The organism is Mesorhizobium sp. P3_A2 (assembly GCF_056403115.1).
In genome coordinates, this window is sequence record NZ_JBFUGC010000003.1 from 439,746 (window position 1) to 463,786 (window position 24,041).

General features: G+C 59.9%; 24 protein-coding genes. 15 read left to right on the forward strand and 9 right to left on the reverse strand.

Annotation, left to right across the window (positions count from 1 at the left end):
- The first annotated feature begins 6 nt into the window (after positions 1-6).
- The 5 genes from AC1DXM_RS09720 (at position 7) to AC1DXM_RS09740 (ending at position 4,828) form a co-directional block, all read left to right on the forward strand.
- Positions 7-1,296 carry an ABC transporter substrate-binding protein gene (locus AC1DXM_RS09720; protein ID WP_477232833.1) on the forward strand — a complete coding sequence of 430 codons (1,290 nt, stop codon included), beginning with the start codon at positions 7-9 and terminating at the stop codon, positions 1,294-1,296.
- Positions 1,297-1,507: 211 nt separating this feature from the next.
- Positions 1,508-2,419: an ABC transporter permease gene (locus AC1DXM_RS09725; protein WP_477232834.1), complete on the forward strand. Its 912-nt coding sequence runs from the start codon at positions 1,508-1,510 to the stop codon at positions 2,417-2,419.
- 1 nt (position 2,420) lies between these two features.
- The gene (locus AC1DXM_RS09730; RefSeq protein ID WP_477232835.1) at positions 2,421-3,239 is read left to right on the forward strand and encodes an ABC transporter permease; all 819 of its coding nucleotides are present in this window, start codon (positions 2,421-2,423) and stop codon (positions 3,237-3,239) included.
- 2 nt (positions 3,240-3,241) lie between these two features.
- Positions 3,242-3,988 carry an aspartate/glutamate racemase family protein gene (locus tag AC1DXM_RS09735; protein WP_477232956.1) on the forward strand — a complete coding sequence of 249 codons (747 nt, stop codon included), beginning with the start codon at positions 3,242-3,244 and terminating at the stop codon, positions 3,986-3,988.
- A 3-nt stretch (positions 3,989-3,991) separates the two neighbouring features.
- Positions 3,992-4,828, forward strand: coding sequence for a GNAT family N-acetyltransferase (locus AC1DXM_RS09740; RefSeq protein ID WP_477232836.1), 837 nt, complete (start codon positions 3,992-3,994; stop codon positions 4,826-4,828).
- A 120-nt stretch (positions 4,829-4,948) separates the two neighbouring features.
- On the opposite strand, the gene AC1DXM_RS09745 is transcribed toward AC1DXM_RS09740, so the two are convergent.
- Positions 4,949-7,171, reverse strand: a complete 2,223-nt coding sequence (locus tag AC1DXM_RS09745) for a GumC family protein (protein WP_477232837.1) — start codon at positions 7,169-7,171, stop codon at positions 4,949-4,951.
- Positions 7,172-7,436: 265 nt separating this feature from the next.
- Between AC1DXM_RS09745 and AC1DXM_RS09750 the strand changes: the two genes are divergently transcribed.
- The 4 genes from AC1DXM_RS09750 (at position 7,437) to AC1DXM_RS09765 (ending at position 12,047) form a co-directional block, all read left to right on the forward strand.
- A complete protein-coding gene (locus AC1DXM_RS09750) occupies positions 7,437-8,000 on the forward strand; it encodes a polysaccharide biosynthesis/export family protein (protein WP_112561792.1) in 564 nt (187 codons plus the stop codon).
- Between the two features lie 7 nt (positions 8,001-8,007).
- Positions 8,008-9,138, forward strand: a complete 1,131-nt coding sequence (locus AC1DXM_RS09755) for a glycosyltransferase (RefSeq protein WP_477232838.1) — start codon at positions 8,008-8,010, stop codon at positions 9,136-9,138.
- 84 nt (positions 9,139-9,222) lie between these two features.
- Complete coding sequence (locus tag AC1DXM_RS09760) at positions 9,223-10,758, forward strand: undecaprenyl-phosphate glucose phosphotransferase (protein ID WP_477232839.1); 1,536 nt, start codon at positions 9,223-9,225, stop codon at positions 10,756-10,758.
- The gene (locus tag AC1DXM_RS09765; protein WP_477232840.1) at positions 10,755-12,047 is read left to right on the forward strand and encodes an O-antigen ligase family protein; all 1,293 of its coding nucleotides are present in this window, start codon (positions 10,755-10,757) and stop codon (positions 12,045-12,047) included. The genes AC1DXM_RS09760 and AC1DXM_RS09765 overlap by 4 nt, the downstream gene beginning before the upstream one ends.
- Positions 12,048-12,080: 33 nt before the next feature.
- Here AC1DXM_RS09765 and AC1DXM_RS09770 read toward each other — a convergent pair whose 3' ends face one another.
- From AC1DXM_RS09770 to AC1DXM_RS09785, 4 genes are all read right to left on the reverse strand, one after another.
- Positions 12,081-13,064 (reverse strand): glycosyltransferase family 8 protein, encoded by a 984-nt coding sequence (locus AC1DXM_RS09770; protein WP_477232841.1) that lies wholly within the window; start codon positions 13,062-13,064, stop codon positions 12,081-12,083.
- Positions 13,065-13,112: 48 nt separating this feature from the next.
- Positions 13,113-14,138, reverse strand: coding sequence for a glycosyltransferase family 8 protein (locus tag AC1DXM_RS09775; protein WP_477232842.1), 1,026 nt, complete (start codon positions 14,136-14,138; stop codon positions 13,113-13,115).
- Positions 14,139-14,274: 136 nt separating this feature from the next.
- A complete protein-coding gene (locus AC1DXM_RS09780; RefSeq protein WP_477232843.1) occupies positions 14,275-15,387 on the reverse strand; it encodes a tyrosine-type recombinase/integrase in 1,113 nt (370 codons plus the stop codon).
- Positions 15,270-15,572, reverse strand: a complete 303-nt coding sequence (locus tag AC1DXM_RS09785; RefSeq protein ID WP_477232957.1) for a helix-turn-helix domain-containing protein — start codon at positions 15,570-15,572, stop codon at positions 15,270-15,272. The genes AC1DXM_RS09780 and AC1DXM_RS09785 overlap by 118 nt, the downstream gene beginning before the upstream one ends.
- A 648-nt stretch (positions 15,573-16,220) precedes the next feature.
- Here AC1DXM_RS09785 and AC1DXM_RS09790 point away from each other — a divergent pair.
- The gene (locus AC1DXM_RS09790) at positions 16,221-16,907 is read left to right on the forward strand and encodes a hypothetical protein (protein ID WP_477232844.1); all 687 of its coding nucleotides are present in this window, start codon (positions 16,221-16,223) and stop codon (positions 16,905-16,907) included.
- Between the two features lie 330 nt (positions 16,908-17,237).
- On the opposite strand, the gene AC1DXM_RS09795 is transcribed toward AC1DXM_RS09790, so the two are convergent.
- From AC1DXM_RS09795 to AC1DXM_RS09805, 3 genes are read right to left on the reverse strand one after another with little or no spacing between them, the layout of a single operon-like run.
- Complete coding sequence (locus tag AC1DXM_RS09795; RefSeq protein ID WP_477232845.1) at positions 17,238-17,501, reverse strand: hypothetical protein; 264 nt, start codon at positions 17,499-17,501, stop codon at positions 17,238-17,240.
- Positions 17,502-17,504: 3 nt separating this feature from the next.
- A complete protein-coding gene (locus tag AC1DXM_RS09800; protein WP_477232846.1) occupies positions 17,505-17,798 on the reverse strand; it encodes a hypothetical protein in 294 nt (97 codons plus the stop codon).
- Positions 17,799-17,811: 13 nt separating this feature from the next.
- On the reverse strand, positions 17,812-18,462 hold the full coding sequence (locus AC1DXM_RS09805) for an SOS response-associated peptidase family protein (RefSeq protein ID WP_477232847.1): 651 nt from the start codon (positions 18,460-18,462) through the stop codon (positions 17,812-17,814).
- A 168-nt stretch (positions 18,463-18,630) separates the two neighbouring features.
- Between AC1DXM_RS09805 and AC1DXM_RS09810 the strand changes: the two genes are divergently transcribed.
- The gene (locus AC1DXM_RS09810; protein WP_477232848.1) at positions 18,631-19,092 is read left to right on the forward strand and encodes a hypothetical protein; all 462 of its coding nucleotides are present in this window, start codon (positions 18,631-18,633) and stop codon (positions 19,090-19,092) included.
- Positions 19,093-19,440: 348 nt separating this feature from the next.
- Entirely contained in the window at positions 19,441-20,472 is a 1,032-nt protein-coding gene (locus tag AC1DXM_RS09815; RefSeq protein ID WP_477232849.1) for a hypothetical protein, read from the forward strand.
- Positions 20,473-20,564: 92 nt separating this feature from the next.
- On the opposite strand, the gene AC1DXM_RS09820 is transcribed toward AC1DXM_RS09815, so the two are convergent.
- Positions 20,565-21,233: an endonuclease NucS domain-containing protein gene (locus AC1DXM_RS09820; RefSeq protein ID WP_477232850.1), complete on the reverse strand. Its 669-nt coding sequence runs from the start codon at positions 21,231-21,233 to the stop codon at positions 20,565-20,567.
- Between the two features lie 116 nt (positions 21,234-21,349).
- Here AC1DXM_RS09820 and AC1DXM_RS09825 point away from each other — a divergent pair, with 116 nt between their 5' ends.
- From AC1DXM_RS09825 to AC1DXM_RS09835, 3 genes are all read left to right on the forward strand, one after another.
- A complete protein-coding gene (locus AC1DXM_RS09825; protein ID WP_477232851.1) occupies positions 21,350-21,889 on the forward strand; it encodes a hypothetical protein in 540 nt (179 codons plus the stop codon).
- Positions 21,890-22,162: 273 nt separating this feature from the next.
- On the forward strand, positions 22,163-22,816 hold the full coding sequence (locus tag AC1DXM_RS09830) for a hypothetical protein (RefSeq protein ID WP_477232852.1): 654 nt from the start codon (positions 22,163-22,165) through the stop codon (positions 22,814-22,816).
- Between the two features lie 117 nt (positions 22,817-22,933).
- The gene (locus tag AC1DXM_RS09835; protein WP_352535687.1) at positions 22,934-23,911 is read left to right on the forward strand and encodes a helix-turn-helix transcriptional regulator; all 978 of its coding nucleotides are present in this window, start codon (positions 22,934-22,936) and stop codon (positions 23,909-23,911) included.
- Positions 23,912-24,041: the final 130 nt, after the last annotated feature.

Below are 24,041 nucleotides of genomic sequence, written 5' to 3' on the forward strand. Positions count from 1 at the left end.
ATAGACATGACAAACACCACGCAAGCCAAGACGGGCATATCGCGCCGCTCGCTGCTCAAGACAGGTGCGGCCGCCGTCGGCCTTGCCGCCGGCTCCGGCGTCATCACCGGCTTCCCGACCATCTGGGCGCAGTCCAACATCACGCTGCGCCAGTTCGGCACCGGCGTGTCGAACCTCAATGCCATCGCCGACAAGTGCAAGGCCGACCTCGGCATCACGCTGGAGATGACCGCGACCGATTCGGACGCCGCCGCCCAGCGCGCCGTGACCCAACCCGACAGTTACGACATCGCCGACATCGAATACTGGATCTGCAAGAAGGTGTTCCCCACCGGCGTGCTGCAGCCGATGGATGTCAGCAAGCTGAAATATTACGACGAGCTGGTGCCGCTGTTCAAAACCGGCAAGCTGACGCCCGACAGCGTCATTGCCCAGGGCACCGCGCCGCACACTGTCGGCTATGTCGAGGCGCAGGACTCAAAGACCTTCGCCAAGGCGCCGACCAACTGGTTCACCATGGTCCCGACCATCTACAACGCCGACACGCTGGGCATCCGGCCCGACCTCGTCGGCCGCGACATCACCACCTGGGCCGACATCATGGACCCGGCCTTCAAGGGCAAGACCGCGATCCTCAACATTCCGTCGATCGGCATCATGGATGCGGCCATGATCATGGAGGCCACCGGCAACATCAAATATGCCGACAAGGGCAACATGACCAAGGAAGAAATCGACAAGACGATCGACTTCCTGATCAAGGCCAAGCAGGCCGGCCAGTTCCGCGCCTTCTGGAAGTCGTTCGACGAGAGCGTCAACCTCATGGCGTCGGGCGAAGTGGTCATCCAGTCCATGTGGTCGCCGGCCGTCGCCGCCGTGCGCTCCAAGGGCATCGCCTGCCGCTTCCAGCCGCTCAAGGAAGGCTACCGCTCCTGGGGCGGCGGCCTTGGCCTTGCCGCCCATCTCAAGGGCGCCGAGCTCGACGCGGCCTACGAATACATCAACTGGTATACGTCGGGCTGGGTCGGCGGCTATCTCAATCGCCAAGGCTACTATTCCGCCAATATGGTCTCGGCCAAGAAGTTCATGTCCGAGGACGAGTGGGGCTACTGGATCGAGGGCAAGCCGGCCAAGGGCGAGATCAAGGCGCCGGACGGCACCGTCATGGAAAAGGCCGGCGCCGTGCGCGACGGCGGCTCGTTCGAGGAACGCATGGGCAAGGTCGCCTGCTGGAACTCGGTGATGGACGAGGACCGCTACATGGTGAAGCGCTGGAACGAGTTCATCGCGGCGTAAAGGAACAAGCGCCCCTCCTCTTCCCCTTCTCCCCTTGTGGGAGAAGGGGAAGAGGAGGGGCGCAGCGCCGAGACGGATGAGGGGTGCGTGACGGAGCACCGTCATTGCCAAGCTGGAACACCCCTCATCCGACCGAGCTTCGCTCGGCCACCTTCTCCCACAAGGGGAGAAGGAAAGGCCGCTCCGCCCGCTCCGCAAATCGAGAGCCTAGATGACCGTCGCGCTCGAACGCCCCGCCATCGCCGCCGCCAAGCCCGCCAGACGCCGCGGCGTCTCCCTTGGCGCCGTCACGCCCTACCTGCAATCAGCACCGCTGGCACTCATCCTCGGCGCGTTCCTGCTTCTGCCCATCATCATGATCGTCGTCGTCTCCTTCTGGGATTACGACTTCGCCGCCATGTATCCGGATTTCCTGACGACGAACTATTCCGACGTACTTGGCTCCTGGGTCACCTGGAAGACCTATCTCAACACCATCAAATTCGCTGCCATCGTTTGGGCGCTGACCTTGTTCATCGGTTTCTGGGTGGCCTATTTCCTTGCCTTCCACATCCGCACCACGGCCATGCAGATGGTGCTGTTCCTGGTCTGCACGGTGCCGTTCCTGACCTCCAACATCATCCGCATGATCTCGTGGATCCCGGTGCTCGGCCGCAACGGGCTGATCAACTCGACGCTGGTGCAACTGGGGCTGGTACCGAAGCCGATCGAATGGCTGCTCTATTCCGAATTCGCCGTCGTGCTGGCCATGGTGCATCTCTACACGCTGTTCATGGTGACGCCGATCTTCAACACGCTGATGCGGATCGATCGTTCGCTGTTTGAGGCCGCACGTGACGCCGGCGCGTCCGGCTGGCAGGTGCTATGGAACGTCGTCATCCCGCTGGCCAAGCCCGGCATGGCGATCGGCACCATCTTCGTCGTCACGCTGGTGATGGCCGATTTCTCCACCGTGCAGGTGATGTCGGGCGGCCAGAGCGCATCGGTCGCACTGATGATGAAGAACCAGATGTCGCTGCTGCAGTATCCCGCAGCCGCCGCCAATGCCGTGGTGTTGCTGGTGTTGGTGCTGTTGATGGTCGCCGGCATCCTGCGCATCGTCGACATCCGCAAGGAGCTTTGAGGTGAGCCACGAAAAACGCACCCTCGAATTCTATGTGCTTGCGGCGTTCTTCACTCTGTTCGTCCTGTTCCTCTATGGCCCGCTGTCGGCGATCCTGATCCTTTCTTTCCAGGGCGAGACCGGGGGGCTCACCTTCCCGCTCAATGGCGTGTCGCTGCACTGGTTCGCCAATCTGTTCGAGCGCCAGGCGGTCGGCGATTTCGGCGGCAGCTTCAAGCGCTCGCTCGTGCTCGGTCTGATGGTGATGATCGTCACCGTCGTCGTGTCGCTGCTGGCAGGGCTCGCCTTCCGGCAAAAATTTCGTGGCGCCACCGCGCTGTTCTACCTGGCGGTCGCCAGCCTCGTCGTGCCCTCGATCATCATTTCGTTGGGCATCGGCGTCGTCTTCCAGCAGGTCGGCTTCCGTCCGGCCTGGTACACATCGGCCTTCGGCGCGCACCTGACCTGGACCTTGCCCTTCGGCGTGCTCATCATGTTCGCCGTCTTCAACCGGTTTTCGCCGGCCTATGAGGAAGCCGCGCGCGACCTCGGCGCCTCGTCCTGGCAGACCTTTGCCCATGTCGTGCTGCCGATGATCGCGCCGAGCCTGATCGGCGTCGGCCTGTTCGGCTTCACGCTGTCCTATGACGAGTTCGCCCGCACGCTGATGACGTCGGGCACTTTCAACACGCTGCCGCTCGAGATCTACGGCATGACCACCAATGTCACGACGCCGGTGCTCTACGCGCTTGGCACGGTGACCACCGTGTTCTCCTTCCTGGTGATCCTGGCGACGCTGGGCGCTATCCTCTATGTCGGCCGCCGCCGGGCGAGAACGTGATCGTGCAGATACTGGTGGTGAACCCCAACACGACGGCGAGCATGACCGAGACGATCGCGGCAGCGGCGCGAGCCGTCGCCTGCGCCTGGACAGAGGTGGTGGCCGTCACCTCCTCCATGGGCCCGGTGTCGATCGAGGGCTACTACGACGAGGCGCTCGCCGTGCCTGGCCTGCTGATGGAAATCGCTGCCGGTGAGCGTGCCGGCGCGCAGGCCGCCATCATTGCCTGTTTCGACGATACGGGCCTGGACGCTGCGCGCGCCATGGCTGCCATCCCCGTTATCGGCATTTGCGAAGCCGCACTCAGCGTCGCGTCGTTCATCGCCCAGCGTTTCACCGTGGTAACGACCACCGAACGCTCGCGTGTCCCTGTCGAGGGACTGGTGCAGCGCTACGGCATGGCCGGGCGTGCCCGCGTGCGCGCCGCTGACATTCCCGTGCTTTCCCTTGAAGACGCTACATCCGGCGCCGTCGAGAAACTGCGCGGCGAGATTGCCCGTGCCATCGAGGAGGACCGGGCGGAGGCCATCGTGCTCGGCTGCGCCGGCATGGCCGACCTGGCCCACCAATTGCAGGACGAGTTCGACCTGCCGGTCATCGACGGCGTCGGCGCGGCGGTCAAGCAGGCGGAGGCGCTGATCGCATTGGGGCTGTCGACCTCGAAGCGCGGTGCCTATGCCAGCCCGCTGGCCAAGTCCTATCGCGGCGTGCTGAAATCCTTCTCGCCCGGAACTATCGCCGCGGAGTGAGCCATGAAGCCGACCATCCGCGCGCTGTCGCTGCAAGAACTGGCCGTTCTTATCGACTGGGCGGCCGCCGAAGGCTGGAACCCTGGCCTTGACGATGCTGCCGCGTTTCAGCCAACCGACCCTGAAGGCTTCATCGGCGCCTTTGTCGGCAACGAGTTGGTGGCCGCCATCTCGGCTGTCGCGTATGGCGGCAATTTCGGTTTCATCGGTCTCTACATCTGCCGACCGGACATGCGCGGCCAAGGCCACGGCAAAGCGGTCTGGAGCGCCGGCATGGCCAGGCTGGCCGGCCGAACAGTTGGCCTCGACGGCGTCGCAGCACAGTTGGCCAACTATCGGCGCAAGGGATTCAGGCCAGCTTACGAAACCATCCGCTTCAGCGGCCGTACCGCGATACCGTCCGTCCGAAGCGATGGGGTGCGCGCGATACGCACGCAACTCGTGCCCGACATCATCGCCTATGACGCCCGCTGTTTCCCCGCACCTCGGCGGGCCTTCCTGCACCGCTGGTCGCAACCACCGCATTTCGGGTTCGCCGCGATCAGTTCGCTCGGCACCATAGGCTACGCCGTGGCTCGTCCCTGCCGTTCGGGTTACAAGGTCGGCCCGCTGTTTGCCGACGACACCGAGACAGCGATGCAACTGTTGGGCAGTCTAGCTGGTGCATGCGAAGGCGGCGACCTGCATATCGACGTTCCAGCCGACAGTATCGATTTCACTGCGGCGCTTGCAGCGATTGGTTTCAGGCCGACCTTCACTACCACCCGCATGTACAAAGGCCCGCCTCCGAAGGTCGACTCGCGCCGAATATTTGGCGTGACGACCCTGGAGTTAGGGTAGATCCAGGCGCAGCCTGACAGGCTTGGCGAGGCGCAGCTGACGGCTTTGGTTTTTGGGAACCGACGCGCGATGGACGATCCGATCTGTGGAAGCGCCGCCTAAGTAGAAGTGTCTGATGTCTCAGGCGGCGCTACGTCGTCCCGGCACGGGGTTTCCCGGCGTCTCATGGCCTACCGGCGTCACCAGAGTGAGGTCGGGATAGCCGCTCTCGATCAGTTTGACGGCGGCCTGCGCCACCTCATCGTCCGCTTGCAGCATGGAGAGGAAGACCTCGGTGCTGTCGCCGACCAGTCGGCTGATGGAGTGCGCGTCGGCCGGTCCGCATTCGACAATGACCAGATCATAGGCGGTGGTCAGCGACTGCATGATGATCGGCAGCCGATCGGCGGCGCGCATGGCGCGGACCGGGTCGGCGGTGCCGACGGGGATGACATGGCAGTCGGAATAAAGGTCGGCGTGGATGACATCGCTGAACTGCGCTTCCGAAGCCAGCAGATTGGTGATGCCCGGGAAAAGTCCGCTGTCCAGCATCGGCCGCGAGGCCGCGCCCGATGCGGTCAGGTCGAGCAGCAGCACGCGCAGACCGGCGTCGGAGACTTCGCGCGCCACTAGCACCGCCGAGGCCGCGGCCTCGTCGCCTTCGGGCGAGACGAAGATAGCGCGCGCAGCACCGGTGGCGATCAGCTTTTCCGCCGCTTTCTCGACGTCGATCTCGCCGAGGCTGGAGCGTACCGGTTCGGGCTCCGCGTCTGCGTCTGCGGCCGCTGCTTCTTCCAGCGCTGCGCGGGCCGACTCGGGAACCGCCTTCGGCTCCAGTTCATGCTCCATGTCCGCCGGCCGGTCTTCCGCCTCCTCGGTCTTGGCTGCCACCGGTTCCGGCTCGACGACCGGCGCCGACGCGACTGGCATTGCGACCTGTTCGATGCGCTCGAATCGGGCGCCGGGGGCCGGACGCATGGCGCGACCCGAAAACAGCTCCTGCAGAAGCGTGATGATCGACATCAGCAGCAGCGAGCCGACGAAAGCGGCACCGACGATTGGGACGAGTTTGGGGAAATAGGGTTCCGAAGGCACCGAGGCCTTTGAGGCTATCCGAGCGTCAACCGGCAGATACTTGCGATCCTGGCGCGAAGCCGCCTCACGGTAGTTGGTCAGGTACAGTTCAAGTTGCTGACGTTTAGCGGCTGCATCGCGCTGCAGCGCGTCGAGTTCGACCTGCTCCTTCCCGGCGCGCGCCGATGCGGCCTTCAGCGTATTGAGATCTGATATGAGCTGGTTTTCGCGAGCCTGCGCGGTCTGCGCCTGCGTCAGAAGCCCCTTCATGATTTTTTGCGCTTCGTTGCGGATCTGGCCGTCGAGATCGGCGAGCTGCGATTTCAGCGCACGGATGCGCGGATGATTGTCGAGCAAGGTGGTGGAGAGGTCGGCGATGTTGGTCCTCAACTCGACCTGGCGCTCGCGCAGGCGCTGGATCAGATCGGACGATAGCACCTCCGGCACCGCATCCAGCGAGCCGCCGCCCTGCAATGCCTTGCGCACGCTGTCGGCGGTCGCTTGCGCCGAAGCGCGGTTGGCGCGCACGCGCATCAGTTCACTCGACAGTTCGGACAGCTGTTGCGTCGCCAGCACCGAATTGTTGCCGCCCATCAGAAGATCGGACTGGGCGCGGTAGTCAGCGACCTTGTCCTCGGCAACCCTGACCTGCTGTTGCAGGTCTGCGATCTCCGGTGCCAGAAAATCGGCAGCGGCGTTGTTCGACTCGCGTTTGGCCGCCCCTTGCCCAGCGATGTAGGCGGCGGCAATGGCATCTGGTATGTCGGCCGCGAGCTTGCGGTTTTCCGATGAGAACTCAATGGCAATGATGCGCGTCTTCTCGACACCATAGACGTTGAGCTTCTCGTGCATTTTCTTGAGGACACGCTCTTCCGCCGGAATTTCCATTGGGTCGCTTTTCAAGCCGAAGAGGACCAGAGCCCGACTCAACGGCGACATGTCGAGCGCATCGTCGAACTCGGGGAGTTTTTCCAGACCAAGCTTTTCAGCGACCTGCTTCAGGATCTCGTTGGAGGAAATAATCTGGACCTGAGTGGCGACGCCTTGTTCATCGAGAATTGGCTTGTCGGTGTCGTTGTTGCTGGGCGGCCGCGTATAAACGGATTCACGCGGAACGATCTCCACCTGTGTCTGGGCCTTGTAGTGCCGGGTTGCCAGCGAGGCAAAGGCGAACGCCAGCCCTGTCACCACCAGCGTGACCACAAGGATGCGCAGCCAGTTCCTCGCCAGGCTGGCGAAGAGCTGTCTCAGGTCGACATCGACATCTGCGGCCGCGGACTGAACGGACATGCATTCCTGCTCCGGAACATGAGTCTAGATGTTACCGTAAACAACTATGGTAACTCAGCCGTTAAGATAGCGGTAAGCACCGGTTAGGGTTTGCTGACAGCGGGCAAACAAAGGCCGCAAAACTACTCGACTTTTGTCGATTGTCTGCCAAATCGGCCGCATCCCTTTACCGGCCATTAACCCTAACAGGATGATAACAAACCCAGATCCTTAAGGTTTGCCGCCGCATCATGGCGGCCACAGCGACGAAGGTGTGTATCCGATCATGAAAAGCGCTGCTGGTCTGTTTCGCGCTCTGCTGGCCGTGTCGATGCTCGCCGGCTGCTCCAGCTACCGGCCGACGCCAGCGGCCTTCCACGAAGTGCTCGATCAGCCCTACCGGCTCGGCGCCGGCGACCGTGTCCGCGTCACCGTGTTCGAGCAGGACGGACTGACCAACACCTACAGCGTCGACCAGTCCGGCTACATGTCCTTCCCGCTCGTTGGCGCCGTGCCGGCACGTGGCCACACGGCCCAGCAGTTGGAAAAAGAGATCGCCGACAAACTCCGCCAAGGCTATCTGCGCGACCCCGATGTGTCGGTCGAGATCGACCGATACCGGCCGATCTTCGTCATGGGCGAAGTGGGTGCTGCCGGCCAGTATTCCTATGTGCCGGGGCTTACCGTGCAGAAGGCGATTGCGATTGCAGGCGGCTTCTCGCCGCGCGCCAACCAGGAAAGCGTCGACATCACCCGCGACATCAACGGCAAGGTGATGACCGGCAGGGTGGTCACCTCCGACCCCTTGCTGCCTGGCGATACCGTCTACGTTCGCGAACGCCTGTTCTGACATCAACGTGGCGGACCAGCTCAGGATCGTCCACTGCTTTCGCTCACCCGTCGGCGGGATCTTTCGGCATGTGCGCGATCTGACGGAGGCACAACTCGCCGCCGGGCACGTTGTCGGCATCGTCTGTGATTCGACCACAGGCGGCGAATACGAGGAGCGCCTGTTCGACCAGATGAAGGACAGCCTGGCGCTGGGTATCCACCGCACACCAATGCAGCGCCATGTCGGACCGGGCGACCTCGCCTCGGCCTGGCGTACCTATCGAATCATCAAGGAATTGCGGCCGGACGTGTTGCACGGGCACGGCGCCAAAGGTGGCGCCTATGCCCGTCTGTTCGGCTCATTGTTGCGGGTATCAAGGTCTCGCGTAGCCCGCCTTTATTCGCCGCATGGTGGCTCCCTCCACTATGACGAAACGACAACGACCGGAAAGCTGTTCTTCGCGCTGGAGCGCTTCATGGCGCGCTTCACCGACTGCCTGCTGTTCGTCTCCGATTATGAGCGGCGCACCTACCGGCGGAAGGTCGGCGAGCCGCCGATCCCGAACACACTGGTCTACAACGGCCTGCGCGCCGCCGAGTTCGAGCCGGTGGTGACCGCGCCTGACGCCGCTGACCTGCTCTACATCGGCATGATGCGTGACCTCAAAGGCCCGGACATCTTCATCGATGCGCTGGCGTTGGCCGGCACGCAGATCGAGCGTCGCTTGACCGCTGTCATGGTCGGCGACGGCGACGACCTGCCACGCTACCACACGCAGGTGAAACGGCTGGGGCTCGAAAAACAGGTTCGCTTCCTGCCGCCAATGCCGGCCAGGGACGCCTTTGCGCTGGCCGACCTCGTGGTCGTGCCGTCGCGCGCGGAAGCCATGCCCTATATCGTACTCGAGACGCTGGCCGCCGGCAGGCCGATGATCGCCACCGCGGTCGGCGGCATACCCGAAATCTTTGGCGAAGGCTCCCCTGCCCTGATCCGTCCCGATTCGCGCGACCTCGGCGACAAGATGGGCGAGGCGCTAGGCGATCTCGACGCCTATCGGCGCGCCATGCCCGACACCGCCAGCCTGAAAGAGCGATTCGGCTCCAATGTGATGGCCGCCGAAATCGAAAAGGCCTATTTCGCCGCGCTCAGCAAATAGGCTACCTCCCAAAACTACAGGTTGTCTCAAGGTTTTTTTAGCTCTCTTCTGCTATGGTCATGGCGGAAGCTTGTGGGAAACCCGATGAACGAGACCGACCCCACGCGCCGCTTTTCGGCCGATGCGGTGCGCAAATTCGACGGTCCTGCCGAGAGCCCCACGCCCGGCGGCATGAACAGTGTTGCCCGCCAGGTTGCCTCGCAATACCGGCGCGATACGATGTCGCCGGTCATGGTCAGCGGCGTGCTGCGCATCGTCGAATTCGCCTTGCTGTTCCTGTCGGGGCTCGTGCTCTACTTTCATTTTGTCGGCTTCTTCAATTACCTCGCCTGGCAATATCCGCTGACCATCGCCGCGGCCTCGTTCCTGGCCGTCGTGTTGCTCGACGTCAGCGATTGCTACCAGATCTCCGCCTTGATGCGGCCGATCTCCAACCTCGGCCGCGTGCTGGCGGTCTGGGCCGGCACCTTCGCGCTGATGGCGCTGACGGCCTTCATCATGAAGATGTCGGAGGATTATTCGCGCCTGCTGTTCGGCACCTGGTTCGTCATCGGCCTGCTTCTGCTGTTTGTCCTGCGCCTGGTGATGTCGAAGCTGATCCGGCGCTGGGCGCGCGACGGCCGCATGGAACGCCGCGCCGTCATCGTCGGCGGCGGTAAGGCGGCCGAGATGCTGATCCGCTCGGTCGAAAAGCAGCCCTACAACGACATCCGCATCTGCGGCATCTTCGACGATCGCGGCGACAAGCGCTCGCCACCGATCGTGGCAGGCTACCCCAAGCTCGGTACCATTTCGGAGCTGATGGAATTCGCCCGCATCGCGCGCATCGACATGCTCATCGTGTCACTGCCACTGACTGCCGAAACGCGGGTGCTGCAGCTGTTGAAAAAACTCTGGGTGCTGCCGGTCGACATCCGGCTCTCGGCGCATTCGAACGCGCTGCAGTTTCGCCCGCGTGCCTATTCCTACATCGGCTCGGTGCCGATGCTCGATATCTTCGACAGGCCGATCAACGACTGGGATTCGGTCGCCAAGCGCGCTTTCGATATCGTCTTTTCGCTGATCGGCATCATTCTGTTTTCACCGGTGATGCTGGTGACGGCCCTCGCCATCAAGCTCGACAGCAAGGGGCCGGTGCTGTTCAAGCAGAAGCGGCACGGCTTCAACAACGAGATCGTCGAGGTCTATAAATTCCGCTCCATGTACACCGACCGCTCGGACCCGAGCGCCAAGCAGACGGTGACCAAGAACGATCCGCGCGTCACCCGCGTCGGCCGCTTCATCCGCAAGAGCTCGATCGACGAACTGCCGCAGTTCTTCAACTCGCTGTCCGGCTCGCTGTCGCTGGTCGGTCCGCGTCCGCATGCGATCGCCGCGCAGTCGCACAACCTGCTCTACAACGAGGTGGTCGACGGCTATTTCGCCCGCCACAAGGTCAAGCCAGGCGTCACCGGCTGGGCACAGATCAATGGCTGGCGCGGCGAGATGGACACCAATGAGAAGATCCGCATGCGCACGGAGTACGACCTTTACTACATCGAAAACTGGTCGATGCTGTTTGACTTGCGCATCCTGTTCCTGACGCCGCTGCGGCTGCTCAATACGGAAAACGCCTATTGAGCGCGATTTCCCATGAGGTGCCGCAGGCGGCGGTCAACACGTTGCCGCCTTCGGCGGTCAACGCAAAGCTGATCGCGCTGATATCCTCAGGCGCGGTGTTTTTTGGCGTCTTCCTCTCGGGCTTCGTCATCGACGAACCGGCGCCTTACGATCTCTTCATGGTCGGGCTGATAGGGGTGTGGGCGCTGTTTGGCCTGCGCATATCGCGCGTTGCCGCGCCGCTGCTGGTGCTGCTGATCACGATGAACATCGGCGGCATGATCGCCATGACGCAGATGGCCGATCTCGCCAACACGCCGCTCTATCTCGCCGTCTCGCTGTTCCTCGCCTTCACCGCGGTGTTCTTCTCTTCGGTGACGGCAGTACAACCCGGCCTCTACCGGCTGATCTTCATCGCCTATGTCTTCTCCGCCGTGGCGACAGCGCTGCTTGGTATTGCCGGCTATTTTCACGTCTTCCCCGGCGCCGAGATCTTCACCAGATACGACCGCGCCCAGGGCGCCTTCCAGGACCCGAATGTGTTCGGACCGTTCCTGGTGCTGCCCGGCATCTACCTGCTCTACCTTATGCTGACCGGGTCGATCGCGCGCATGCCGCTTTTGGCGGTGCCGCTTTTGATCATCACCGCCGGCATCTTCTTTTCGTTTTCGCGCGGCGCCTGGGGCATGTTCGCCGTTTCGGCGATCCTGCTCACCGGCGCCCTGTTCCTGCAGAGCAACAGCGGCAAGTTCCGGCTGCGCGTCGTCATCATGACCATTGCCGCCGTCACACTGCTGGTGGTCGCCATGATCGTCATCCTGCAACTGCCGGGCGTCAGCGAGATGTTTTCCAGCCGCGCCCAGCTGGAACAGAGCTACGACACGGCGCGGCTTGGCCGTTTCGCCCGCTATACGATCGGCTTCCAGATGGCGCTCGAGCATCCACTCGGCATCGGACCGCTGGTGTTCGGCACCATTTTTGGCGAAGACACGCACGACATCTGGCTGAAGACGCTGATGGACTATGGCTGGCTCGGCTTCGTCTCGTTCCTGACGCTGACGCTGTGGACGATCGCGGCCGGTTTCCGTATCCTTTTGCGCGACCGGCCGTGGCAACCCTATCTGCTTTGCGCCTACGTCGCCTTCATCGGCAATATCGGGCTCGGCACCTTCATCGACATCGACCACTGGCGCCATGTCTACCTGCTGCTCGGCCTGATCTGGGGCGCGATTGCGCTGGAATACAGGCATCAGCGGGGATTGAGGGCAGAGACAATCCGAATCGGTGGGACAGCCGCCGAGTTCGGATGACTCCGCCCTGCTGACGGACTGCAGAGATTTTACCTATCTCGCGATGCCGGCGACCCGTTCGGGGTATTGCACGGCCAGCATCGAATTGTCGGCGTGGCTGGCAAAGATTGCACTGACCTTTTCCGCGTCGAACCTCGCCCTGCGTTTGCGCTTCTCGTCGTTCAGCAAAATGCCGCTGATGGCGTCGAACTTGCGTCCGAGGTTCTTCAATATGCCTCGCTTGATCGGCCAGCTGCGGCTGAAGCGCCCGGCCCAGGGCGTGCCTTTCGCCAGATCGCGGTAGATCGCCATGGCGTCGACCTCGACACCGACCGGGCGAGGCTCCCAAGGTTTGCCCCAGGCGAAGTGACGGGCGTAGGACCTGCTGAACGGGATCTGGCTGGAGTAGTTGGTCATCACGTTCCAGAACGGATGCATCGTCTGCCACCGGCCTTCGAAGGCCACGTTCAACGCGCCTTGATCCATTCCGTAGACATGTTCCGACGCCAGCTGACGCGTACGCTCCAGGAGCCCCTCTGCCCTGAGCAGCGGCATATTGAAGAGAAGAACGCCAGCATTGAATTTCGGCGCACCGGGCTGCATCGGCAGATGTCGCCTGTACTTCGTGTCGAAGTAGGTCTGCTCGTCGTGAGCGGCCAGCAACGGCGCGTTGAGAGGTGTGTTGCAGAGATCGGCTATCGATCGGTTGAAGAGCACGTCGGCGTCGGAATAGGCGATGCGGTCGTATGGCTCGAATTCAGGCAATTTGTCCGCGAACAGCCTGATGTAGGTCGCAAGGGTGGGATGCGTTCCACGATTGAAGTTCGTCGCCTCCATGAACTTCGTTACGTCGATGATGCTGATCCTCCCACCAAGCAAACGCTCGCCGGCAGACCGGTCTTCGCTGGGAATGATGCCGGTGTGCAAAATAAAGCCGTCGACTGGGCCGGATAGATCCAACACACGGCGCGCTGCCAAGCAGGTGTACGGAAAATACCTTTGATCGGCGGCGAAAAAGAAGCATGACGTTTGCGACACAGTCTAATTCTCCTGCCCTACGCCTTACGGATTGAAGTCGCGGATATCTCAAGCGAAACCGCCGAGTACTTCGGGAAATTGCACGGCCATCGCACAGGCTAGGGCATGCTCGGCATACATCTTATGGACCTTGCTGCCGTCATACCGTGCGCGCCGCCGATACCGATCCTTGTTCGGCAGCATCCCCATGATGCCGTCGAACCTGCGGGCGAAGCGCCTCATGACGCCCCGCTCGAAGGGAATGCGCTGCATAAAGGGCTGGAGCCAGGGCGTATCCCTTGCCAGACCGCGCCAGACGGCAAGCGCCTCGGGCTCCACGTCGACCTGGCTCCCCCACGGCTTGCCGCCGGCGAAATGCCGCGCATAGGCTTGGGCGAACCGAAATTCCTTCGTATCGTTGGACATCAAATTCCAGTTCGGATGCATCGTCTGCCACTTGCCCTCGAAGACGATGTTCAGCGCGTTCTGGTCGTTCATCTGCCCGGCAACGGCCACGTCCCTGGCGCGGTGCAAGAGGCCCTGTTCACGCACCAACGGCATGTTGAAGACGATGATACCGGCATTGAAGTATGGTGCTCCCGGCTGCATCGACAACTTCTGCCGGTAGCCCGGGCGGAAATACATATAGTCGTCATGGGCGGCCAACAACGGCGCATTCAAAGTCTGGCCCACCAGGTCACCGATATCCCGATTGAACAGAACATCGCAATCGACATGGGCGATGCGGTCATAGTCCGCGAACTGAGGCAATTGGTCGGCGAAAAGCCGCACAAAAGTGCCGACATTGCTTGGCCGGAAAGTATGGCCGGCCTGCGCAAACAACGCCGAGACGTCCATTACGCGAAGGCGATTCTTCAGCAGGCGATCAGCAACACGCATATCGGCATCGCGTGCACCGACATGCAGGATGAAGCCTGGCGTTGCGTCTCCCGAAACATCCAGAATTCGGCGAGCCGCCAAGCATGCATACGGGAAATAGTTGGCGTCAGCCGCTAGAAAAAAACAGGAATTCGCCACGCGCAATCCTTCCAATCGATATGGGCGAGCCATATCGCCTTGGAGTTTCGTCGACAAGGCCGGATGCCGGGCGACTTTTCCGGTCCAACGCGCCGTTTTAGCGCTTGCACCATAACCCTCGAAAATATATGGCTTTGCGCGGTCCGGAGTGTAGCGCAGCCCGGTAGCGCACTTGACTGGGGGTCAAGGTTGCTCAGGCCAATTTCTTTTTATCTTTCAATACTTTAGACGCCTGCTTCTCAGTTCCGGTGTGACTTCCGGTGTGATTTGCTGCTTCCATGGCAACGCGCATGTCCTCGATCATCGCATGGGCGTATTTCGCCGTGGTGGTGATGTCCTCGTGGCCCAGCATTCTCTGCACGATCTTCATGTTGCCAGTGCGCAGGGTTCTCGTCGCCGCTGTATGGCGCGTGTCGTGGAACCGGAAGTTCTCCACTCCTGATTTGTCTCTGTAGCGACGCCAAGCTGTCTTGAAGCCTTCCATCGTGATCGGGTAGCGGGTCTCTCTAACGAGGTTGAGACGTTTGTTTGTTCTCCGGGCAATGTAGGTGAAGACAGACGTCGAATGGTGGTCCTTCAGCACCCACAAGAGGGCATGGACCGCGTCTGTCATCGGCAGGACCCTAGTCTTATCGCCCTTGCCAGTGACCGTGATCATCCTGCCGAAAAAATCAATACGGGACCACGTAAGCTCCACGATCTCCATGCGACGGCAACCGGTTAGGAGAGCAAACCGCACAGCGGGAGCGTAGTCGCCGCGCATCGCATTCAGCAGGCGCTTCTCTTCGTCTAGGCTGGCTTCACGAACGCGTTCCTTCGGCTCTTTGAGCATATGCCTACTCCAGTCGATATCACCGACCGGGACCTTCCAGGTCTTCTTCGCTCGGGTCATGATACCGCGGAGAGGAACTGTAGCGGTGCGATTGACCGTGGCGTTGCTGACGCCGTCGCTGCGCCTCTGCGATACCATCGCAGCGACCAAGGAGTCCGAGATCCGATCCAACGTGACATGCTTGCCAAAATGATCGAGGAGCCACCCGAGAAAGCGGTAGTAGTTGCCGGAATTGGCCAGGTGTTGCCCCACCTCCAGCCAATAGCGGGAAGCAGCTATCTCGAGTGTCATTGGTCCTTCGGCAGTGAAGCTTGCAGCCGTCTTAAGCTTGCTCCGCGCTTCCTGCCGCTTGAGTTCTAGGACGCGTTCCGCCTGGCGCTTGTTGCTCGTGCCCGTGGGGCCGGAAAATCGACGACCGTGAAACTGGAAGTCATAGGTATATTCTGGTTTGCCGTGCTTTCGATATACCGGCATGCTCTTTGGCTCCGCTTTACAATGAACTCGGCGAGGTCGTCTTGTTTATACCGACGGGTGGGCCTCTTGCCCTCAAGACCAATGTTCACCCAGCACAAAGCGCCTTCGTTCGTCAGCTCGAGCAGGTGCTTCGGAGTGACGGCGAGGAATTCAGCAGCTTGGGCGGGAGTGAGCAACCTCAACATCTTTGAGGTTATAGCGATAAGTCGACCGGCTACTTTCACGAATTGTTACAGCGCGCTCAACCATGCAGTTCCGCTAATCATGCGCAATTCCAATTAGCCCCAGTGAAGGCGGCAAATGCCAATCTAGGCGATCGGTCAAGACGAGAAAGCGTATCAGACGGAAGGTATAGCCGACGGTCTTCTGGCATAGGTGTTGCTCGCTGGCGTCTCTGCCCTTCCCGCGTTGTCTGTCAGCGGGATAGCAGCGCGACCTGCCCAAAGCCTACTCTGCGAAGACGATGTCAGCAGCGCCACCGCGGTCTGCTTTGACAGCGGCATGACATCTTTTCAATTTGTCGGAAGCGCCGCTTCCGGAGTGAGCCCTTTGGATATAACCCAAGGCGCCTCTGGCTGTGTCGCCTTCGCCAACGAAAACAAACTCCTCTCGGCTTGTGCGGACTGTAATGCGTCCATACTTCTTGTTCAGCGGGGGACCCGGGTCACTACGCAGCGTGACGTCCCCCCGCAGCAACACCTTCATCTCGTTTGGCATTTGTTGTAACCTCATTGGCTACATAAGCTGATCCTAATTTTTCTAGTAGATCAAGGACAAGCCTCTACTTTTCCTCAAGGCCCAGCGATAGCAGTAATGCCATAGGGGGGAGAGGTGTGGGAAAGCCGAGCTACGCAGACGCGTTGGCGAAAAGCTACAGCGGCCGGTTGGTTGAAGGCAAAGCGATGGGACAGACTGTGACAATAACAGCTTTGGGTTTCAAGACACCTGCAATTCCACAGTCGGTGCGCAAAATATACCATGCACGTTACAGGAACATTTTCTCTTTCGGCTTGGGCAACAAGAACCTCTGGGGAACGGAGACGTTGCTCGGCGATTGGGACGGGGAACACCTCTTGATCGCCAAGGACTTTTACCCTGCGCAATACATTGAAGAGCGCTTGGACGCCGGTGATACGAACCCCTACAGCCACAACCCCAAGGCCCCGACGAACAAGAATTTGCTCAAGACGCTTCGTCATTTTGGCCAGCTCGAGGATGGTTTTTTTCAGAACACATCTTGCAACTTCCTGTATATTTCCGCCTGCTTTCTCCTCCGCAACGACGGTCTGAAGCGAGGTGATTTGCCGGACGCACAGCATGCGTTTGCGATCTCCGCGCCAGTCGTTCGATTCACAATGAAACATATGCCGAGGCTACGAAAAGTTGTAGCAATGGGAGGCGACGCCTCGCGCGCTCTCAGTGCATCCGGGCTCTTCGACGAGATCAAATCGAGGAGCCTGTCCTACTTTGAAGTCAGCCAACCCTTCTCGTGCGCTGTCGAACATCAATCGCTATGCTGAATGGTTACCTGTCTTCGAAACGAGGTCTGCAACCCCACGTTGATTACCATCGAATTGAGATCATTGAGATCGCAGACTCCGCTGGCGGCCGTGTCCCTGACTAATGCTATTTCGATGGGCGGGATTTCGCGACGAGAGCTAGTTGGCTAGCTGTGGCCGAGGCGGCTCAGAATGACGCTGGAAAACTTCTGAACTCATGCAGGGAAATGCTTGATGGCCGTGACAAGCCTGTGCTTGAGGAGTCCCGTGCCGACGCGTGTTTTGCTCGGGGCCGACAAATTCTTGGCCTTGAATGAGCACAGCAAACGCTATCTGGCCGGAATTGGCGGGTTACTCCATGTCCGGAACATCACCATTGGTGAACAACACCGTCGGCGGCCCATAGTCGCCGAGCGCCGGGTCGGCATCGCGGCTCCAAGCGATCACTCCGACATGGTTCGAGGCCAGCGCTTTGGCGGTGCGGATCGCGCGTTCCTCGGTCTGCTGATCTGTTGGGCCGTAGGCCGTGAACAGTTCGCCTTCGTCGCCACGGTCGAACGCCACAACTACGATCAGCTTGGGTTTCTTCTGGGTGGGCAGAATGTTGTCTGACATTGGCTATGCACTTCCGTCCGTGGCCCTCTCGTCGTCGAGAGCATAAGGCACCGGCACATACGCGTTCGCGATCAGCCAGTCTCCAAGGATGGTCTTGATAAGCTCGGGCTTCGAAATGCTCATTTCCGCAGCGATGCCATTAATCGACTCGTCGGCTGCGGGATCGAGCGTGACACCCGTGATATTGCGGAGCACGAGCGCGGCCCTCCGAAGCATGATCCGAAGATCGGCGCGAGAGATATCGGCGATCCGACCCGCAGCGCTCTCGAGCTCCGCTGCAACGCTTAAACGGGGCATTGTTGTTTCCTCCTCACAGAAAGCGCTCACCTTCAGCGCGGTGTTCGAAGCAGAACCAATGCGGCGCCTGCCGGGGCTTGGCGAAGCCCCAACCGGCATCCCTGACGCATCCGGCGTGCTCGCAGACGTGGTGCTGGATTCCCGGCGGTGTGACGTGTTCCGGCATGGGAAGTCTGATTTCGTCGCTCATAGGCAGGCTCCCGTCAATGTCGTGGCGCAAGATGTCTTTCAGGTCTCCGGCCGGCGTCTTGGGATCGAGCCAGGCGTCGTAGAAAGCGGAATCCAGAATGAGCGGCTGGCGGTCGTGGATCTGATTAACCGGCGCCGCTGATGCCTCGGTGATGATCGTGCAACTCGTGATTTCAAGGTTCGAATTGTAGGCCCATAGGCCAGCGAATGAGAACGGCGCATGGCCGGACTGGAAGATGTGCCATGGATCTTTCTTTCCGTCTGCCGGCGATATCGTCCACTCGTAGTAGCCGTCGGCTGGGATCAGACAGCGCTTCGATTTGAACGCGTCTCGAAAGGCCGGTGTCGTGTCGACACCTTCTATCCGAGCATTGAACATCGCCGCCTTGGGCATTTCCTTCGCCCCCTCAAAGACGGTCTGAGCCGCTTCGATACCGCGCGCGATCTCTAAGGGCGTGGCACCCTCGATGTCCAAGCGAAGCTCCATGACTTCCTCCTGTGGCTATCCTGCCAACAGTGAACAAAAAGAGAACACAAGAGTCAAGATCATCTTGACTGGCGAGGAATATGTTCCTTATTTCCATCCTCGATCTAGGCAAAAAAGGGACCATGGCGAGGCGTCACCGCGCTGGCCGGCGAAGCTATGGGAAAAACGGCAGAGGACAATTTTCGGATCGAAGTTTGGGATCGGGACGAGACCCAGCTCGTCGAGACGCTATGCCGGTCACCGGATTTCTTTATCAGCCAAACCGCCTGGCACGTCGCGATCCGAAGACGCCCGGGAATGCTGCTAATCCACTACAACGCACGGCATGTGATGGAGAAGATGCTGACACCTGGCGACGTCAAGATTGACCCGCAGACGATCGTAGACGGCAGCGTGCACGCCGGCCTCGACGTCGCGCTCGGCGACCTCCGCGAATGGCACACCCTGCGGGCCTGGTGCAAGAACTGCTCTCACTATGCGGAAGTGAAGCCCGCCGGCCTTATCCGGCGATACGGCAAAGGCGCGCTTTTCAGTTCGGTCGAGGGGGCACTTTTCTGCACCAGCTGCGACCGTGGTGGACCGGTTAGGCTTGAGATTCACAAGTTGCCGAGAAACTGAAGGCCAAGAGGAAAATTTCGATGGCGACGCTCACTGATGTAACACCAGACAAGCGCGCTATTATGGATCTTCGGCTTGCATTCTGCTGCCGTGAGCGCGGCCTTCGCGCGTCTTCCGTGAGATAGTCCTCGCGCGGTCGAAACGACTCGCTTTTTCTCCCTTTCTCGGCTTCACTGAAGAGGGATTGGGGGAAAACAGATGGCAACAGTAATACAGCGTCCTCTGTGCACGGTATTTTCTGTATTCATCTTCTGTGCTGCATTGTTGATTTCGGGGTGCACGACCCCTTACGTCCCCCCGAAGATTCAAGAACCTGGCCTAACCAACGCATCCAGCTTTGGCGGCATTATGAGCTTTGCCAAGCAAGAAGACCTACGGGTCGTCTGGGTGCACGGGATGTGCACTCACGAAGAAGACTGGGCAGATAACCGTCATGCCCTACTCCAACAGGCAATCCCAATTGGGTCGTCTAGGCGAAACACTGTGTATGGCCCAGGGCGCGCCGCGCGCGTCACGTTCAATCACAGTGTGAACGGACATGCACTGGAACTTCGTTTTCTCGTCTGGTCGCCCCTCGCCGCCGGTGCAAAAATCGCGATTGGGCTTGATCACAATGATGAACTTAAGCGTGCCAGCCTGAATAGGGATCTCAAAAAAGGGCTGATCGACGACTGTTTCTCCGACGCTGTGATTTACACGGGCACGGCTGGCAACCCAACCAGATCCTGGATGCGCTCTGAAGTTTGTGACGCTCTGGGCGGCAATATTTCAGCCAAAGGCCGCTGCGCTATCGACGACAGCAAGCCCCGGCGGAAGACTGTGCTGGTTGCGGAAAGCCTGGGCAGCGAAATACTCTCCGATGCTATCGTCTCGATATGGCAAACCGCGCCGGCATCGGAACAGTCGCTAATTGCCCAACGCCTTGGCGATGTCCAAATGGTTTTCCTGCTGGCAAACCAGATACCTCTCCTGAATGCCGCAACCTACTCTCCAGGCACAGCCAGGATTGTAGCTAACAAATCGGCGGATCGAGCCAGTGGATCGCTCCTCGACGTGTTCGCCAGCGCGCGAGCTCGCAAGAACAAGGCGTTTGTCGCCGAACCGGCCGGCCCCATCCGCTTTGTCGCTTTCACAGATCCGAATGACCTATTGAGCTACCGGCTGTTCCCCAAGGCATATCTGCCGGAGGATATGAAGATTACCAACGTCATCGTCTCAAACGATCAGACTTATCTCGGGCTGCTGGAGCGCCCGGACACTGCCCACTGCGGCTATGGCTGGAACCCGGCGGTGATAGCGACGGTCGCGGAAGGCTACGACGGCAAACGCCTTGGATCGATCCCGGTCAATGTCCCACACTCTTGCGGGCTCGGGGGATAGCGCTGCTCTATTGCCTGGGATTTGGGCCAGGCTTCAGGCGTGGCTCGTGATTTCTGCGAGGGTGGCGCAAGCGAAGGGCGGAATTGGTGCCGCTACGACGCATCCGTGAACGAGAACCCAACCCGGTAGGTCTTGAGCGCAACCGCCGGGGTCATCGACGCCGCTGAAAGTGCTTTTTCCTGGAATGCCGGTGCAACAAGGATTCCCCGAACCTTTCCCTTGTCGACATTCCGCATCGTGGCAGCCTCGGCCATGTAGGCTAGGAGCTGGGCTACCGCGTCCTTTCCGGCCTTGGTTGCCTTCAACTCGATCACGACCAGATTTCCGTCCCGGTCCTGCGCCGTGATATCCCGAAACTTTTCCTCTGATCCATGGTCCGCCACAACGAGCCCGTCTTCTAACTGAGCGAGGTTCGCGCGCAGCGCTACCTGAAGATCGCGTTCCAACGAGAAGGTCAGCATGACGGCATCGGTAACTTCGTCGACCACCTCCCGTGGCAGCATATCAACCACCTCATTGGCTTCTTTTAGATCAGCCTCGCCCGCAGCCTTGTGCCGGAGCCAAATGCGCATCTGCGCGCCCTTGCCCTTGCGGATGACTGTGTGGCCGACTTCTTCTAGTCTCTTGAACACATTGTATTGACCTTGGTCGGTATGACTCCTGATCTCGCCCATCGTTGTGCCCTGGGGCCTTGCGGCCAAACCCACAGCCAATGCCGCTTTGTCACCCAAGCGGATTCCGTAGTCAGTAGTCGCGGTCACGGCTGTCCCCCTCTGCCACCAAAATCTGGTAATTCAGCGTTTGCTGTGCGTGTTCGCCAGAAAATATACAGGCTTCGCTGCAAGAGCCAACTCTTGATCGAGATGCGACCATGGGAATGACACCTTACGACTTCTTTGATGGCTTTGTCGTCGACGACTACGACGACTGGAAAGAAACGCCCCACTCAATCCGCAAGGCATTTCACGCAGCTGTTTCCTCCTTCCACATGGCCGATCACTACTACCGCTATCATGCCCGTAGGAATCAGGTTTTCGCCCAGCGCTATAAGACCCTGACGGACTTCCAAAAGGCAGTCACGACGCGCACGCCGTCGTTCAGGGATATCCAGGACATGGCGACGGCCTTTAAGCATCTCTATACCCGTGCCACGTGTTCGATCGCGTCCGGCGGATCGATCGAGAGTGTTACCTATCGCGGCGACACAATCGAAGGAGATTGGCAGCAAGCCGAGGGCGGCTGGACCGGCGGCGTTATCATCCGACGGCGCGACAAGTCCATCGTGCGGTTCGATCAGGCCATCGAGGCCGTCATCGAGATGTGGCGCACTTTCATTTATGCCGAAGCACCGGCGCTCGATCTGACAGCGGACGGCCCGCCTGCAAACAGTCCCGGCTTGTCCGGTGAAACTTCCTGAACCTGGCGAGCACAGTCGGCGAGAATATACTCGAGGCGATGCTGGAAACAATCATCGAGATGAGCGATCCTGTCTTCAGCTAGCAGGCACGGCGCATTCACAATCCCGGCATGCACGGCTGCGGTCATCAGCTGCCAACTACACCACTACCACTCCGCGGGACGCGACCATTTGGGGGATGGAATGTCACGAATTGAGTTAAAGCGCCAAGCATTCACATTTTTGCAGGATCTTCATCGACTAATCCAAGCGTCGCTACCTCATGCTGCATCGATGAGGATCAAGATCGGTGAACTGATTGAAACTGCCAAAAACGATCCAACAAAGAGGCATCTTGGAGGAAAAGAGTGGGCATTTCTCAATCACTTTGTTACGCCTGTGGTCTACGACCTAGCGAAACAAACCAAGGGGATGACTGGAAATACCACCCGAACCGCGTTTCTCTCTGAATTTTGGAATAACGCTGATATTCAGCCCTATTGTGAAAAGTCGGCAAGTAGAACCGCTCGCACCCCCTTCATAAAGAAGTTGATGGGTAAAGGTTCAGACCTCTTCAATGCTTGGAAGGCAGGCAAACTAGAGCGGGCTTGCCCGGATTTCGCCCTAAGCTCCCCTTTTCCATACCCCATAGTGTTCGAAGGCAAATACTTTGACGGCGGGTCAATCACGCAAGCCGAAACGGTTTTGGTTGATTGTATCAGGGAGGCATTTTTCTATCGTTCCTTTCCCTACTCGGATCCCGGTCCCATCAAGGGCGAATGGAGCTACGACTATTCCTGTTTGCTTGTATGCGACGCCTCCGAGAACGGTTCTCTATTAGGTGCCTGGAATCAACTTCCGCTTGATGTCAGAGAAGCGTTTTGGGACGGTGCAAATGTCTTTGTGATGATAGTCCGGGGCGGTAGCGATGTTGGTAGCTCGCCGTGACTTCAGGGCCTAGTCCGCGATGGGCTCCGCTCTTTCTGTCCGCGATATTTGTTTAACAGCCGAATTCCCACCCTTCGCTTCCGTCAGCTACGCCACCACCGGGGACACGACCACGCCATGTCCTATTCCAAGGCAAAAGAACTTCTCAGACTGGCTGATTTCGCCTGCTCACGGTTCCGCGGCGTCACGCTCGTGGATATTTGTGAGCATTTCGAGGTAAGCCATCGAACTGCGCAGCGCATGACCTCAGCGCTCGCCGAGGCATTTCCACACGCTGTAGAGATCGCCGAAGATCAAACTCGGGAACGGCGCTGGATGGTTCGCGAGATCCCACTTGCTAGATTGCGGCTCTCCGGGGATGAGGAGCTCGAGGGGCTCGAATTCGCGATTTCCCGACTTCGGGAAAGCGGTGATTCAAGGCAAGCCCGCGCTTTGGCGAGCCTTCGTGACCGCCTTCTGGCGGCACTGCCTGTCAAAGAAGCACGGCGCGCGGAAGCTGACGCCGAAGCGATGCTTGAGGTTCACGGAGTTGCAGCAAGGCCAGGGCCATTCGTTGCCGTGGCACAAGCCGTGACCGACGCAGTGACCGCAGCGCTTCGGGGACCGTATAGGCTTCGCTTCAGCTACAATGACAGTCTACGTCTTGTCGAACCTTACGGCGTTCTTCTCGGTGCGCGGCGCTACCTCGTCGGGAGGCAACCCGATAAAGGACTGAAGCTTCGGCATTTCCGCTTTGACCGAATCAGCGCAGTCGAAGTGACGGACGAATGGTTTGCGCGAGACCTCGATTTTGATCTTGCAGCGCATGCGGCGCGAGCGTTCGGGTCATTCCAAGACGACAGCCAGTTCGGTGAGGTCGTGTGGCGCTTCGCTCCAGAAGCGGCCGATCGCGCTGCGGAATGGCGCTTTCATCCCAATCAACGAGTGCGCGTAACTGAAGATGGCGCACTTGAAGTGCGGTTCAAGGCCTCTGGGTGGCTCGAGATGGCCTGGCACCTTTACCAGTGGGGGGATGCTGTCCAGGTCATCAAACCCGAAGAGCTTGCAGATATCGTTCACGCGGCCCGGAGGGCTGATTTTGATGCACTTCCCTAATTGATGTTCATACTTTGTTCGATAATTCAACCCTTCAACGTTCGCGACCACTCCTCTCCATGACAGCTTCTGACACCCTCGCATGATAGCTCATGTGAATTCGGATCGCACTTTTGGGTCCGCCTCCTGG